Origin of the sequence: Psychrobacter sp. ANT_WB68 (genome assembly GCF_008369115.1) — a bacterium.
Lineage (GTDB): Bacteria > Pseudomonadota > Gammaproteobacteria > Pseudomonadales > Moraxellaceae > Psychrobacter.
Window position 1 is genome coordinate 361258 of sequence record NZ_VOAZ01000001.1, and the last position, 15712, is coordinate 376969.

Here is a 15712-nt window from a genome sequence, read left to right on the forward strand (position 1 = left end):
ATTGTTGGATACTCGGTATTATATCAACTATCAATGCCGTCGCAAAACATAAGGTTTATCGCTATTATTTGCTTAAAATTGGTTTAAATAACATTTGATGATAACGGGTTGGACCAGCTGTTAATGTTAACTGTATATTATTTTTACCCGCTGACGTCATATCAAGTTTTTGACAAGATACCGTTGCTATATAGATAGCTACATTTTTTGTAGCACCCCAGGATTAACACACTTCACGAACAGATAAGGATAACAATATGAGCCAGTCTTCTAACGCCAATCGTATTCAAAAGGGCATTCTTGCCATCGATAAGCAGATGTTCGATTTTATTGAAAATGAAGTGCTGCCGAAAGTCGGTGTGGATTCAGACAGTTACTGGTCAGGTTTTGAAAAGGTCATTAAGGAATTTACGCCGCGTAATAAAGCGCTGCTGGCGACTCGTGACAAAATCCAAGCCCAGATTGATCAGTGGCATCTCGACAATCCTACCGAAAATGGCGATATTGATTACCCAGCTTATAAAGCATTTTTGCAAGAAATCGGTTACCTGTTACCAGAAGGCGATGATTTCAAGGTTAGCACCCAAAACGTTGATGACGAGATTGCCCACATTGCAGGCCCGCAGTTAGTCGTACCAGTACGTAACGCGCGCTACGCATTGAATGCGACCAATGCTCGTTGGGGTAGCTTGTATGATGCCTTGTATGGCACAGACGTGATCAGCGATGAAAATGGTCAAGAAGCAACAGGTGGCTATAACCCAATTCGCGGCGCAGCTGTCGTGGCGTATGCCAAAAAATTCTTAGACGAAAATTTTGCACTAGCCTCAGGTTCATACAACGATGCAACCGGCTTTAAAGTCGTCGATGGCAAGCTTGAAGTTGTACAAGGTGATAGCAGCACTGAACTAAAAAATTCAGCGCAGTTTGTAGGTTTTGTGGGTGACGCAGCAAGCCCAACCGGTATCTTATTAAAGAACAATAACTTGCACGCTGAGATTCAAATCGATGGCAGTCATCCAGTCGGTAAAGACGATCCTGCAAATATCAAAGATGTACTACTAGAATCAGCCATCACTGCGATTCAAGATTGTGAAGATTCAATCGCTGCGGTCGACGCTGAAGAAAAAGTTGAAGTATATCGCAACTGGTTTGGTTTGATGAATGGTGACTTGCAAGAAACCTTTGAAAAAGGTGGCAAAACCCGTACCCGTAAGCAAAATCCAGACCGTGAATACACCACGCCAGATGGCGGCACACTTATCCTACCGGGTCGTTCGCTCTTGCTGATCCGTAACGTTGGTCACTTGATGCAAAATCCAGCCATCTTAGTTGACTTAGGTAACGGTCAAGAAGAGATTTTCGAAGGATTAATGGATGGTTTGATTACACCGCTATTGTCTTTAAACGATCTTAAAGGTAAAAACCAGCTATCAAACTCGCGCAAAGGTTCAATGTATATTGTTAAACCAAAAATGCATGGTCCTGAAGAAGTCAAAATGGCCAATGATTTGTTCAATGCCTCAGAGGACTTATTGGGCTTAGAACGTAATACCCTTAAAATCGGTATTATGGACGAAGAACGCCGTATGACGGTCAACCTAAAAGAAGCCATTCGCCAAGCAAAAGAGCGTGTTATCTTTATTAATACGGGCTTCTTAGACCGTACCGGTGATGAGATGCATACCAGCATGAACGCCGGTCCTTTTGTACGTAAAGGCGATATGAAGTCAGAAGCATGGCAGCCAGCCTACGAGCAGTGGAACGTTGATATCGGTCTAGAGACGGGTCTACAAGGTCACGCCCAAATTGGTAAAGGTATGTGGGCGAAGCCTGATGAAATGAAAGAAATGATGGAAACCAAAGCCGCTCATCCAAAAGCAGGCGCTAGCACAGCGTGGGTCCCATCACCAACGGGCGCAACCTTGCACAGCATGCACTATCATCAAGTAAATGTCACTGAGGTTCAAAACAACCTAAAATCACGTCAGCGTGCCAGCTTAGATGATATCTTGACCATCCCATTGGCAAAAAATACCAACTGGACAGCAGAAGAGAAGCAGCAAGAGCTAGACAACAACGCTCAAGGCATCTTAGGCTATGTCGTACGCTGGGTAAACCAAGGTGTGGGTTGTTCTAAAGTCCCTGACATCAATGATGTGGGTCTGATGGAAGACCGTGCAACACTGCGTATCTCAAGCCAGCATATCGCCAACTGGTTACATCATGGTGTCATCAGTGAGCAGCAAGTGATGGATACTATGAAGCGCATGGCAAAAGTCGTCGATGAGCAAAATGCTGACGATAGCGATTATCAGCCAATGGCAAACGATTTTGATAACTCTTATGCCTTTAAAGCCGCCTGTGACTTAGTGTTTAAAGGTCGCGAGCAGCCAAATGGTTACACTGAGCCATTACTACATCAAGCACGCCTTGACTTAAAAGCTCATTCTTAAATCGATCTAGCCATATTTTTGATTAAATAATAGGGCTAGCGTTGTTGGTTATTAGCAGACTTTGCTTTAGAGCTACTTATCAATGCATAAGTAGCTCTTTATTGCTTAGGTCTTAATGAGCCTGTCAAAGATAGTTTATAGTATTATTACTGATATTTATCAGTGCAACCCTTATTTGCCTATGGCGAATAGGGGTATTTTTTTTTCATTATTTAAACAAAGGTTAAACCTCATAGTGGACATGGCTTTCAGAATTTTTTGTCATTTAAGGCTTAAAAATATGTTGCAAATTATGTCAAAGTTGTTATGCTTGTACTCGAAGTATAAGTTTGGTAACGGATGTTACACAACAGAGCGATAAAGACCAACGTTTACATGGCAGTTACGATTTTGATCCTAGTTATGTAAGTCATGGTTTTTTTCATCTTACGGTAATAGAACTTCGCCACACTTGTTTCTGACTAATCTCGGTAGCCAGTTACACATTATATCTTTGAGGATTTGTGACGATACCATTTTGGGCAACGGCTAATAATAGCTCGCTCATTACTAAAATTGTAAAGTGGAGATACCCCCATGAAAAAACTACTTTTAGCTACAGCAATCGCTGCCCTATCTGTATCTGCAGCCAACGCCGCACCAACTGTTTACGGTAAAGCTTTTTTAGCTGCTGACTATGTTAATGCCGATTTTGATGCATATGCTCCTAGTACAAAGCAGTACAACGAAGATACAGTTGAAATCAACTCTCATGCTTCACGTATCGGTCTTAAGGGCTCTGAAGCTATGACTGCTAATACTGATGTAATTTATCAGTTAGAATACGGCACACGTATCGATGGTGATAAAAATGGTTTCACTAACCGTGATACATTCCTTGGTGTAAATAACAAGCAGTTTGGTGAGTTCCGTGTTGGTAAAAACCAATCAAGTCTAGCTCGTATTGACAACGTTGTTGTGAACCAAGGTTACTTTGATAACTTAGGTAAGACTAACAATGATGATGACCTTGTTCAAGCTCTGAACATGGCTGATAGTAACCGTATTCCAAGTTCAATCATTTGGACTGCACCAAAGTATGACGGCCTTCCATTACAGTTATCTGCAATGTATAGCTCTGATGATGCTAATGGCAACGATAATGCAGGCTTTGGTGTTGCAGCACTATTTGACCAAGGTACTGGCTTCACTGCTGGTCTAGCGTATGACAAAGATCAAAACATCGCTGGTGATATCATCCGTGGTACTGCTACTGTAGATCTAGGTAAATACATGGCAGCTCCAGTAACTCTAGGCGCACTATATCAAGTAGCTGATTACGATGGTGGCTCTTCTAAAGAGAAAGGCTTAGTAATCAGTGGCGAAATGGGTTTAACTAACTTTGCTCGTCCAGCCGCTGTCTATGCTCAGTACAACAAAACTGACAACCTAGAGGGTTTTAATGACGCTGATACAAATCAGATCGTTGTTGGTGGCAAATACTTCTATAAAGACAACATCATTGCTCATGCTTATGCTGGTATGAACAAAGCAGATAATGTTAACCATGCCTATAATAGTGGTGTTAAAAATAGTTACGGTGACTTTATCTACAATAATGTAAGAGGCGATGCTGAAGTATTCGTAGTTGGTACTGGTCTAGAATACAAGTTCTAAATTTCTTGGTATAAAGTAAAAATATAAAAAAAGGCCTATCAAAATTGATAGGCCTTTTTTTGTGCATCTTAATGCTTTCTTAACGGCTTTAGTGTTAATGTTTAATGAGTTAGTTTTCTAATATCAGTGTTGTTTATAAAGTGAACTTATTAATTGAGGTGGTTAAACCGAAGTAATTACTGAAAGAGGCATAAAAATGGATAAGTCTATGTCAGATAACTACGTAGCTAATGTAAAGCAAGCATTAGTAAAAGTACCAGAGGTCACGTTATTATTTTGGATAATTAAAATAGCAGCCACCACTTTAGGCGAAACAGCGGGCGACGCATTATCCATGTCGTTGAACTTGGGGTATATCGTAAGTACAGCAATATTTGCTGTCATATTTGCCGTCGCAGTCGCCGCACAAATCAAAGCAAAACAGTTTAATAAATGGCTCTATTGGGGTACTATCGTCGCGACAACGACCCTTGGGACTACTATTGCAGATTTCGTTGATCGTTCTTTAGGGATTGGCTATGCTGGTGGCGCATCACTATTATTTGTAATGTTAATTGTATGCTTAGTAGTTTGGCGCAAAACTATGGGCAGTATCAGTGTCGATAGTATTGTATCACCCAAAGCCGAAGTGTTTTATTGGACGACAATAATGTTTTCTCAAACATTAGGTACCGCACTTGGAGATTGGGTAGCAGATAGCAAAGGCATGGGTTATACCATGAGCGCTATTATATTTGGCAGCTTATTAGCGGTACTGGCAGGAGCATATTTTTGGACAAATATATCTAGAACACTACTGTTTTGGTCAGCTTTCATTCTTACTAGACCATTAGGTGCAGTACTAGGAGACTTTTTGGACAAACCTATTGATCATGGCGGTCTAGCATTGAGCCGATTCGGAGCATCGGCAGTATTGTTTGGTTTTATAATTGTCTGTCTACTGGTATTTAAACATAGAGCCAGTGCTAAGTCTCATTAAAGGCGATCTGAATAAATGTATATCAGTTAGTTGAATATAATAAAAGCCTGTAAGCGTATAATATCGCCGAAATTTAATATAGTTTATGCTTTTGCCCTATATTTTGTGGCGTATTTTTAGTAGAATCCTTCTTTACCAATTACCGACAGAGTGCTATGACCAAGTTTATATTTGTGACCGGTGGGGTAGTGTCCTCACTAGGAAAAGGTATTACCGCCGCTTCTCTTGCTGCCGTCCTAGAAGCACGTGGCGTGAACGTTACGATGACCAAAATGGATCCGTATATCAACGTCGATCCAGGTACGATGAGCCCGTTCCAGCACGGCGAAGTATTCGTGACCGAAGATGGCGCCGAAACCGATTTAGATTTGGGCTACTATGAGCGTTTTTTACGCCATTCAAAGATGAGTAAGAGCAATAACTTCACCAGTGGGCGCATCTATCAGAACGTTCTGAACAAAGAGCGCCGCGGTGAATATTTAGGCGGTACGGTACAGGTGATTCCGCATATCACGGATGAAATCAAAAGTAAAATCCTTGCCAGTGGCGAAGGCTATGATATTGCCATTATCGAGATTGGTGGTACGGTCGGGGACATCGAGTCACTACCTTTTATGGAAGCCGTACGCCAAATGCAAGTAGAGCTAGGTCGCAATCGCGCCATGCTGATGCATTTAACGCTGGTACCTTATATCGCTAGTGCTGGCGAAACCAAAACCAAGCCTACTCAACATTCGGTAAAAGAGCTGCGTTCTATTGGGTTGCAGCCTGATATCTTAATTTGCCGCTCTGATCATCATATCTCACAAGACAATCGCCGCAAGATTGCGCTGTTTACCAACGTTGAAGAGCGTGCGGTTATAATGTGTGAAGATGCGCAAAGTATCTATCAAATCCCGCGCACCCTGCATGAGCAAGATCTTGATGACTTAATCTGTGAGCGTTTTGGTCTTGATTTGCCGGAAGCGGATTTAAGTGATTGGGATAAAGTGGTCGAAGCGCAGCTGAATCCTGAAGCGACGGTAACAGTAGCGATGGTTGGTAAATATGTTGAATTACCGGATGCCTATAAGTCTATTAACGAAGCTTTGCTACACGCTGGCATCACCCATAAAGCAGACGTCAAAATCGACTATATCGATGCTGAGTTGTTAGAAACGGATGATGCTTTATTTGCCCGTCTTAACGATGCTGATGCTATTTTAGTACCAGGTGGCTTTGGTGAACGCGGTACCAATGGCAAAATGAAAGCCATTACCTATGCGCGCGAAAATAACGTGCCCTATTTAGGTATCTGCCTTGGTATGCAGTTGGCTGTGATTGAGTACGCTCGTAATGTACTGCACATCGATGCCAACTCTTCTGAGTTCCACCGCACGGCGGCTGAACCTATCATTGGTCTGATTACCGAATGGTTAGATGAGCGCGGCGAATTGCAGATTCGTAGCGATGATTCAGATCTTGGTGGTACCATGCGTTTGGGTGCACAGCAAGCTGAACTGGTTGCTGGTAGCAAGCTTGCCCAAATCTATGGCGCAACCAATATCACTGAGCGTCATCGCCATCGCTATGAGATGAATAACCGCTATATCGAGCCATTAGAGCAAGCAGGTATGAGTATCTCAGGTTATTCTGCCAAGCAGCATTTGGTCGAGTCGGTCGAGATTCCTAACCACCCATGGTTTGTCGCGGTACAGTTCCATCCTGAATTTACCAGCTCGCCACGCGGTGGTCATCCACTGTTTAATAGCTTTGTAAAAGCAGCAAGAACCTATAGCGATAACAAATAATCTGTATCTTACGACAGCTTGATAGTGATGAAAAAGACTGATCTTCGGATTGGTCTTTTTTTATTTAGCCTTTTTTTGATGGTGGTTTTTATACATGCAGTTTTTATTATTGGTGAGTTGTGGTTCATGGTAATGTCTAATTACGCTTGGATACTTTTTTTAATCCGGCTATCGGTTACAATACAGAGGAGTAATAATAACTGCTAATAACAATAAAGAGGACAATTGCTTCATGGAACATTTATTAACGGCACAATCGCATATTCAGCTTAACACGCCAAATGGCAATACTATTAATATTGGCAACGACCAACCGTTTGTATTATTCGGTGGTATGAATGTCTTAGAATCAAAAGAGTTGGCGTTTGAAATTGCTGAGCAATATGTGGAGATATGCCAGAGTTTGGGTATCGGCTATGTATTTAAAGCCAGCTTTGATAAAGCCAACCGTTCAAGCTTGCATTCGTATCGAGGTCCTGGGCTAGAGCAGGGTATCGACTGGCTAGGTCAGATTAAAGAAAAGTTTCAAGTACCGATTATTACTGATGTGCATGAGCCCTATCAAGCCGCACCCGTTGCTGAAGTTGCTGATATCATTCAGCTTCCTGCGTTTTTATCACGTCAGACAGATTTGGTCCATGCAATGGCTAAAACAGACGCGATTATTAATATTAAAAAGGCTCAGTTTTTAGCACCGCATGAAATGCGTCACATCGTTAATAAATGCCTTGAAGGTGGTAACGACAAGCTCATACTTTGTGAGCGTGGTAGTGCCTTTGGTTATAATAATCTGGTCGTTGATATGCTGGGCTTTGATACCATGAAGCAGATGGATATACCTGTGTTTTTTGATGTGACCCATAGCTTGCAGCAGCCGGGTGCACGTAGTGATAGCGCAGGCGGACGCCGTGAGCAAATCACAACCCTTGCACGCGCAGGGATGGCAACCGGATTGGCAGGGCTGTTTTTAGAAGCGCATCCAAGTCCAGAAACCGCGAAATGTGATGGCCCATGTGCACTGCGTATGAGTCAACTAGAGCCGTTTTTACGTCAATTGAAGCAGATAGATGATTTGGTCAAAGGCTTTGAGGTATTGGATACGCATTAAGGATATCAACGAGAGGATAGGACGATGGCGATTAAAATAGCACAAGTGAGTATCGAAAATATCGATGACACTGAAGGGTTAGAGGGCGTGATGACGGCGTTAAAAAACATTACCGGTGTTACTGAAATTGAGCTAGAACCTGAGAATGGTATTGCATTCATCCGTTATGATGATACGCAAACGACCATCCATGCTTTTGTCGCGGCCATCAGTATGGTCGATTACGTTACTCAGCCATTTCCTATCGATGCCCCGCAAAATCCACGTTATCATGATTAGCAAATAAGGCATTGGATTGTGGGTGATGATTTTTATGACGAAGCCTTTATTAAAAATACTTAAATAAAACGCACTTTAATAAAAGGCTTTCATAAATATACAAGCAATCAAACTTGTTGTTCAGCCTCATTCGGCTTATGCTAGTTGAGTGCTGTTCTTATGGTGTTTTAAAAAACAGCGATGAAAGCAGTTTATTGAAGCGATAAAAATATACACTTATAAAAATAAGGAAGTCTTCATGGCAAACCAAACACGTATTATTAAAATTGACGGTATGACTTGTGGCGGCTGTGTAGCAAGCGTCCATAATGCCACCGCCGATATCGATGGCTTAGATGATATCAGTATCGAGCTTGCCGACAATCAAGCGACCGTCACCTTTGATGATAGCAAAACCAGTGCAGAGAGTATTGCTGCTGCTATCGATGAAGCTGGCTTTGATGCGACCGTCGCTAACTCGTAAGCGTTGTTATTTAATTAAATAAACCAGCTATTATGGCTGGTTTTTTAATGATCAAAAATTATTGGTAGTAGAGTCTAAATACAGTTTTTTCTTTTTCAATATTGCTGAATAAGCTGAAGTGATTGAAACATTTGAATTGCTACCAATCATGACCATTTAAGATTTATCTCAGTATGTTTAGAGAAATACCCTTTAAATATGCTGAAATTCAGCCTAACCGTATCTCTTTAGTATGAGTGGCCTGTTTGATTAAGATATTTATCTATCCACTGAGCTGTTTTTCTAGCTCAGACGAATTTATAACGCTATAACGCATAAACGGCATACCGAGTTTTATTTATGAATGATTCTACCCCTACCGACAAACATAACACCTACGATGTAGAAACTGACATTCAATCCGATACGATGCTTGCGCCACAGCGTGCGCACCTGCAGCTATCGATTGATGGGATGACGTGTCAGGCTTGTGCCTCGCGAATTGAGAAGGTGCTGAATAAAAAGCCGTCAGTATACGAGGTGAGTGTAAACTTCGCCGGTGAAACTGCCAATGTCGATTATGATCCGACCCAAACCACGCCTGAGCAAGTGACAGAATGGGTGAATAAAACGGGTTTTGTGGCCAATTTGCAAGCAGCCGATAGTTTATTTGCACAAACGGATACGGTCACTAAATACCCTTGGCGATTGATTGGGTTGTGGGTTTGCTTAGTGCCGTTTTTAGTCGGTATGGCAGGCATGCTTGTTGGGCAGGGTATGGCGTGGATGCCATCCGTTTGGATTCAGTTTATCTTAGCGACGATTGTGCAATTTGGCTTGGCGTTACCCTTTTATAAAAGTGCTTGGGCATCTATCAAAGGCGGTTTGGCCAATATGGACGTGTTGGTAGTCATTGGTACGGTAACCATTTGGGCATATTCTACTTATTTATGGCTGACACATGGCGATGGCACTTTAAACAGTCTATTGCAAAGTGGTCACGCTGGGGGACACGGCCCAGCAGTGTATTTTGAAGCAGGGGTGATGGTCATTGCTTTTGTGCGTACCGGTAAATATCTTGAAGAGCGCACCAAAAAGCACAGCTTAAACAGTATCGATTTATTATTGTCATTAACCCCTGATGAAGTTGAGCAGCAGCAACCGAATGGCGACTTTCATAATGTTGCCCTACAAGACGTGCAAGTGGGAGATGTCTTACGTGCTAAGCAAGGGAGTCGCGTAGCAACTGATGGTAAGGTCATCGGTGGTAGTGGTTGGTGTGTAGAAAGTCATTTGACTGGTGAATCAGTACCACTCAAAAAAGAAGTAGGTGACGGACTGCTAGCAGGTGCTCTCGTTGAGAATGGCAGCTTACTCTATCGCGTCAGTGCTAAAGGTAGCGATACTAAGCTTGGCGATATGGTACAAGCGCTCAGCGATGCACAAGGCTCGAAGGCCAATTTGGCGCGACTTGCTGATAGAGTGACGGCAGTATTCGTCCCAGTCGTAGTCGCCATTGCCCTTATCACTTTCGGGCTGACGTGGTGGCTGACGGGTATGGTTGATACCGCCTTAATGCATGCGGTGTCGGTGTTGGTTATTGCTTGTCCCTGTGCCTTAGGCTTAGCAACGCCAGCTGCTATCATGGCTGGTATGGGCGTCGCCGCGCGTCACGGCGTATGGTTTAAAGACGCACAAAGCTTAGAGGCAGCAGGTAATATTGATACGGTCGTACTTGATAAAACGGGCACATTAACCATCGGTAAGCCGACTATCGTCGATCAGGTCATGGTTGATAAGTCACTTGCCGTTGACGATGTCTTGCAAATTGCTGCAAGTGTTGAGGCCCATGCTAGTCACCCGCTAGCGACCGCATTGATTAACGCGGCTACCGAGCGCGACTTGCCGTTGATGAATGTGACTGATATTAGTGTTATCAAGGGCGCTGGCATACAAGCAAATATCGAAGGCTTAGGTTTGGTAAAGGTTGGCACCGCAGAGTTTGCTCATTTAACGCTGCCAAAACTGATGCCAAAGGTATGGCAGATTGCCAGTACGGTTGCCATTAGTATCAATAATGAGCCGCTAGGCGCTTTTGCCCTTGCTGATGACTTAAAGGATGACACTCCGCAAGCCATTACCGCACTACAGGATTCTGGTATCAATGTCATTTTGATGAGTGGTGATAAGCAGTCTGTCGTCGATCATGTGGCAGGTCAGCTAGGTATCGAGCAAGCTTACGGTAAAATGAGCCCACGTGATAAAGCCAGTCAAATTGCCCTATTGCAAACGGCCGGTCATAAAGTGGCGATGGCTGGGGACGGCGTCAATGATGCACCAGCAATGGCAACTGCTGACGCTAGCTTTGCCATGTTTGAAGGCACTGATGTTGCGCAGCATAGTGCCTCTGCGCGCTTAATGGGTGAGTCGCTCATGCATATTGATGCGGCGCAAAAAATTGCCAATGCAACGGTGCGTAATATCAAGCAGAATCTATTCTTTGCCTTTATTTATAATTGCCTTGGTATTCCGCTTGCAGCTTTTGGTTTTTTAAATCCCATGATTGCCGCCGCTGCGATGGCGCTCAGCTCTATTTCGGTATTAATGAACGCCCTACGTTTAACGCGATTTAAAACAGAGGTTGAGCTGGATAACACAGTCTCTGACTCCCATGCTGATAGTAAAGATTTAACAAAAGTATAAGTATTAAACCACTTGCGATATCGTAGGAGCAAATAGGGACTAAAACGAGTCTTTAATGTCTGATATTGCTGCCCATATCTAATTTTATGGGCGCAAGTTGGTGTAAGATAAGGGAAGTTTGGCAAAATTTATGCTATGATGCCAAGCATTATAGCTGACGCTTAAAGCGCCAAACCAACTTTTAACTATTCGCAAAATCATGCGCTGAATGAGTCGATTTTACCCATCGTACAAACAGGCAAAGTTGGTTTGCGTATAGTAGCTATACGATATTTTGCTTTATCTTTTTTGTATTCTAGTTGCCGTTATTTATCCCACAAACTTGGCATGACCAAAGGAATTAACAGACATTATGTACGCTGAAGAAACCACCAACGTCGCCGCAATTAAAGACATTCGCGCTCGTGAGATTTTAGACTCACGCGGTAACCCAACGATTGAAGCTGATGTCATCTTAGCTGACGGTACGATTGGACGTGCTGCTGCTCCAAGTGGCGCGTCAACAGGCTCACGTGAAGCGCTTGAGCTGCGTGATGGCGATAAAGATCGCTACATGGGTAAAGGTGTCAAAAAAGCCGTTGCCAATGTTAATAGCCAGATTCGCAGTGCGTTGATGGATAAAGACGTCACTGAGCAGCAAGCCATCGATGATGCGATGATTGCGTTAGATGGTACAGAAAATAAAGACAGTCTTGGTGCTAACGCGATGTTAGCTGTGTCTCTTGCAACGGCAAAAGCTGCTGCCAAGTCACAAAGTCTACCACTACATCAATATATTGCTAACTTGCGCAATCAGACGTCACTGACGATGCCTGTACCGATGATGAATATTCTAAACGGTGGCGAGCACGCGGATAACACGGTTGATATCCAAGAGTTTATGATTGAGCCTGTTGGTTTTACTAGCTTCTCAGAAGCATTGCGTGCGGGAACAGAGATTTTCCATAGCTTAAAATCTGTCCTAAAATCGCAAGGCTTGAATACAGCAGTCGGTGATGAAGGCGGTTTTGCACCAAACCTACGTAGCAACGAAGAAGCCATTACCGTTATCATGCAAGCGATTGAGCAAGTCGGCTATAAAGCTGGCGAAGATATCCATTTGGCTCTAGACTGTGCTGCTAGCGAGTTTTATAAAGACGGTCAATATGTCTTGGCAGGTGAGGGCAATAAAGCTTTCGACAGCCAAGGTTTCTCAGACTATCTAGTAGGTTTAGCACGCCAATATCCTATTATTTCTATCGAAGACGGCCTTGATGAGTCAGATTGGGATGGCTGGAAGTACTTGACTGAGCAGATTGGTGATAAAGTTCAGTTGGTCGGTGATGATTTGTTTGTGACCAATCCTGCCATCTTGCAAGAAGGTATTGATAAGCATATTGCCAATGCCATCTTGATTAAGTTTAACCAGATTGGCACTTTATCAGAAACCCTAGATGCCATTTATTTGGCGAAGAAAAATGGCTATGCAACGATTATCTCGCATCGTTCAGGTGAAACTGAAGACAGTACCATTGCAGATTTAGCGGTTGGTACGGCTGCTGGTCAGATTAAGACGGGCTCTCTATGCCGCTCAGACCGCGTCGCCAAATACAATCAGCTATTACGTATTGAGCAGCAAGTACGTGCAAGCTATCGTGGTCGTGAAGAGTTCATCGGTCTACGTGGTTAAAAAGCTAAGAAGTTGGGCTTAAAACTAAGTGATATATTGTCATAAATATGGGGATATATCGCTTAACAACGTTATTAAGCCTAGCCAGTTTTTACTTTAATTCATTGTCCTTTCATCGTTTGGCGTAATCAATTTATGAAATACTTTAGCCAATTTATCCTACTTGCGTTAGCCGTTGCGGTGTTGTTAGGACTGCAATATCAGTATTGGCTGGGTGAAAATGGACAGTTTGAGCATAATAAATTGCTGACACAAATCGAAAAGCAGCAGCGTCTAAATGACAATCAAGTGGCCGCAAACAACTTGCTACGGACTGACGTTCATGACCTAAAGACCGGTCTTGAAGCAGTAGAAGAGCACGCTCGTTTAGATTTGGGCTTGATTAAACCAAATGAGACCTTTGTACAAGTATCAACCGCGCCTACGACGCACAGTCGTTATTAATCACTCTTAGTTTTATAAAATGATGGTCTTCTATTATCTATAATAGAGATGTTGTTTACCTTAAAATCTTTTTTTAAACCTCTATCTTTTTCATTCTTCATTTCTATCCAATCATATCGTCATGGAATTTAACCATGAGTACGACATTATGAATCCTGCCTTATGAACACCACTCCTAATATACATACCATGATTGTCGCTGCTGGTCGCGGTAGTCGTTTTGGTTCCGCTATCGCCAAACAATATACCGAGCTGCAAGGGCAAACTTTGCTACAGCATAGCGTGGCACGACTTGAGTGTAGTGCTTATATTGATAACTGCTTATTGGTCATAGCAGCAGATGATAATATGGCACAAACGCTTAATTTTGCGCTTCCTATACAGTATGCCATTGGCGGCGCTGAGCGTTGGCAATCAGTCCAAGCAGGGGTAGAAGCCATTCGTCAGTCAGGTGCTGATGATTCAGACTTGGTAGTGATACATGATGCCGCGCGTCCTGCTGTATCCAGTGAGGATATTAATAAGGTTATTGAAGCGGCGATGCTAGAGCCTTATGGCGCTATTTTAGCCACACCGGTGGCTGATACGCTGAAAAAGTCCTACTTTCATTCTGCCGCCCAATCTGAGACTATAGACAGCTTTACAGATAAGCTTGCAAATAGCGGCAGCATCCATTCTTACGCTAAATGTACTATCGATCGTAGTAATATGTGGCAAGCACAAACGCCTCAAGTATTTCGCCTAGGACAGTTGCAGCGAGTTTTATCTTACGTTGCTGAAAATCAGCTAGATATTACCGATGAAGCGAGCGCTTTTGAATATTTAGAGCTACCGATTCGTCTGGTAGCGGGCAGCCGCCAGAATATTAAACTTACTTATCCTGACGACGCTATTTTGCTCGCAGCGATTCTTACCGCCCAAACACAATAATCAGCATTGTAACAACTCTACCGCTCTCTTTATCATCTTACCTGAATTTTTCTTATCCATATTTTTCACTCTTAGCATTTGCGTTATAAACGTTAAAAGGTCTCAAGATTAAAATTGAGTCCTTTTAGCGTATTGCATCATGCTGATTATTTCCCGGTATTTTTAGAGATTTCTCACTCTCTTTATTCCAAAACAGCAACAAAAATGCATACTGAATTCTATATGTAAATAAATCTAAAGCGCAGTTTAGTATTAATAATTAATGACTGACGATAAACATATATTGCTTTGGTCACGAAATTAGCCTATGATGTAACCAACTTAATACAATTAATATAAACATTTATAAATCAATGATATAAAAGTCGGTTTGCTATCCTCAACTGCCTTGTCAGTATTTTTTATACTAAAGTTAGTATGGTTGTCTTAGCTACATTTACCTAAAAATAGGGAGAAGCTGATTGTCAACAGTCAATGATTCGACAAATCCAGTAAAGCCAGATCTCTGCCAGCTTGTATATCTGAGCCACATTACGTCGACTGGTCTTGCAAGTTCGAGCACGCTTAACGACATCGCAGAAGTCGCCATTAAGCATAATAAAGCCGATAACATTACGGGTATTCTTTGCTACGGCAATGGGTACTTCTTGCAATGTGTGGAAGGTTCTGAACAAGCATTAACCAATCTAAAAAATCGCTTATTGGTAGATGATCGACATAAAGATTTAAAGATACTGGATTTTTCAGCCATTACTGAGCGCCGTTTTGCTGGTTGGTCGCTACGTTCTATTACCCTTGAACGTTGGATGATGAACGAGCCTAAACTTAAAACCTTTATGCCGTTTAAGCCCAATACTTGGAAATCTAATGAATGGCAGGAGTTTTTAGATATTTTGCAAGGTTATTATGAAGAACAAGAAAAGACCGGTGAGCTTGATACACAGCCGATAAAATATAACACGCTAGGGGTAACCTTAGGTAAGGTAGTTGGACAGCACCAAGCCTTTTTTCTCATTCAGACCATACTAGGCAGCTTGATTGTATTGGCGCTACTTTGGCTGATGCTAGCAGATAAGTTTTGGTAGAGTGTTCTAAATAATTAAAACGATATATTTAAAAGCCAGCATAAACCGCTGGCTTTTTGCTGTCGTAAAATACAATAAGCAGATTACCCTTTACTTATACAAACCCATAAGAAATGAACAGGCATAAAAAAACCCCAATCACAAAAAATGTGATTGGGGTTTTTGATGGTA

At 42.5% G+C, this 15712-nt stretch carries 12 protein-coding genes; all 12 read left to right on the forward strand.

Features of this window, described 5'->3' with window-relative positions; all coding sequences use genetic code 11:
* The first annotated feature begins 257 nt into the window (after positions 1-257).
* Positions 258-2456, forward strand: a complete 2199-nt coding sequence (locus tag FQ084_RS01570) for a malate synthase G (RefSeq protein WP_149488886.1) — start codon at positions 258-260, stop codon at positions 2454-2456.
* Between the two features lie 576 nt (positions 2457-3032).
* Entirely contained in the window at positions 3033-4112 is a 1080-nt protein-coding gene (locus tag FQ084_RS01575) for a porin (protein WP_149488887.1), read from the forward strand.
* Between the two features lie 208 nt (positions 4113-4320).
* Entirely contained in the window at positions 4321-5091 is a 771-nt protein-coding gene (locus FQ084_RS01580; RefSeq protein WP_262880621.1) for a hypothetical protein, read from the forward strand.
* Positions 5092-5246: 155 nt separating this feature from the next.
* The gene (locus FQ084_RS01585) at positions 5247-6881 is read left to right on the forward strand and encodes a CTP synthase (protein ID WP_149488889.1); all 1635 of its coding nucleotides are present in this window, start codon (positions 5247-5249) and stop codon (positions 6879-6881) included.
* A 232-nt stretch (positions 6882-7113) separates the two neighbouring features.
* On the forward strand, positions 7114-7989 hold the full coding sequence (kdsA, locus tag FQ084_RS01590; protein WP_149488890.1) for a 3-deoxy-8-phosphooctulonate synthase: 876 nt from the start codon (positions 7114-7116) through the stop codon (positions 7987-7989).
* A gap of 24 nt (positions 7990-8013) precedes the next feature.
* Positions 8014-8268 (forward strand): heavy-metal-associated domain-containing protein, encoded by a 255-nt coding sequence (locus FQ084_RS01595; RefSeq protein WP_149488891.1) that lies wholly within the window; start codon positions 8014-8016, stop codon positions 8266-8268.
* Between the two features lie 238 nt (positions 8269-8506).
* The gene (locus FQ084_RS01600; RefSeq protein ID WP_149488892.1) at positions 8507-8731 is read left to right on the forward strand and encodes a heavy-metal-associated domain-containing protein; all 225 of its coding nucleotides are present in this window, start codon (positions 8507-8509) and stop codon (positions 8729-8731) included.
* Positions 8732-9070: 339 nt separating this feature from the next.
* Positions 9071-11413, forward strand: coding sequence for a heavy metal translocating P-type ATPase (locus FQ084_RS01605; RefSeq protein ID WP_149488893.1), 2343 nt, complete (start codon positions 9071-9073; stop codon positions 11411-11413).
* Positions 11414-11765: 352 nt separating this feature from the next.
* The gene (gene eno, locus FQ084_RS01610) at positions 11766-13082 is read left to right on the forward strand and encodes a phosphopyruvate hydratase (protein ID WP_149488894.1); all 1317 of its coding nucleotides are present in this window, start codon (positions 11766-11768) and stop codon (positions 13080-13082) included.
* Between the two features lie 135 nt (positions 13083-13217).
* Positions 13218-13526, forward strand: coding sequence for an FtsB family cell division protein (locus tag FQ084_RS01615; protein ID WP_149488895.1), 309 nt, complete (start codon positions 13218-13220; stop codon positions 13524-13526).
* 162 nt (positions 13527-13688) lie between these two features.
* Positions 13689-14456: a 2-C-methyl-D-erythritol 4-phosphate cytidylyltransferase gene (gene ispD / locus FQ084_RS01620; protein WP_149488896.1), complete on the forward strand. Its 768-nt coding sequence runs from the start codon at positions 13689-13691 to the stop codon at positions 14454-14456.
* Positions 14457-14917: 461 nt separating this feature from the next.
* Positions 14918-15541, forward strand: a complete 624-nt coding sequence (locus tag FQ084_RS01625) for a BLUF domain-containing protein (RefSeq protein ID WP_149488897.1) — start codon at positions 14918-14920, stop codon at positions 15539-15541.
* Positions 15542-15712: the final 171 nt, after the last annotated feature.

Excerpts from the sequence above, each read along its gene's own strand:
- FQ084_RS01570 (WP_149488886.1), top strand. The coding sequence starts at position 258 with ATGAGCCAGTCTTCTAACGCCAATCGTATTCAAAAGGGCATTCTTGCC.
- FQ084_RS01575 (WP_149488887.1), top strand. The coding sequence starts at position 3,033 with ATGAAAAAACTACTTTTAGCTACAGCAATCGCTGCCCTATCTGTATCT.
- FQ084_RS01580 (WP_262880621.1), top strand. The coding sequence starts at position 4,321 with ATGTCAGATAACTACGTAGCTAATGTAAAGCAAGCATTAGTAAAAGTA.
- FQ084_RS01585 (WP_149488889.1), top strand. The coding sequence starts at position 5,247 with ATGACCAAGTTTATATTTGTGACCGGTGGGGTAGTGTCCTCACTAGGA.
- kdsA (WP_149488890.1), top strand. The coding sequence starts at position 7,114 with ATGGAACATTTATTAACGGCACAATCGCATATTCAGCTTAACACGCCA.
- FQ084_RS01595 (WP_149488891.1), top strand. The coding sequence starts at position 8,014 with ATGGCGATTAAAATAGCACAAGTGAGTATCGAAAATATCGATGACACT.
- FQ084_RS01600 (WP_149488892.1), top strand. The coding sequence starts at position 8,507 with ATGGCAAACCAAACACGTATTATTAAAATTGACGGTATGACTTGTGGC.
- FQ084_RS01605 (WP_149488893.1), top strand. The coding sequence starts at position 9,071 with ATGAATGATTCTACCCCTACCGACAAACATAACACCTACGATGTAGAA.
- eno (WP_149488894.1), top strand. The coding sequence starts at position 11,766 with ATGTACGCTGAAGAAACCACCAACGTCGCCGCAATTAAAGACATTCGC.
- FQ084_RS01615 (WP_149488895.1), top strand. The coding sequence starts at position 13,218 with ATGAAATACTTTAGCCAATTTATCCTACTTGCGTTAGCCGTTGCGGTG.
- ispD (WP_149488896.1), top strand. The coding sequence starts at position 13,689 with ATGAACACCACTCCTAATATACATACCATGATTGTCGCTGCTGGTCGC.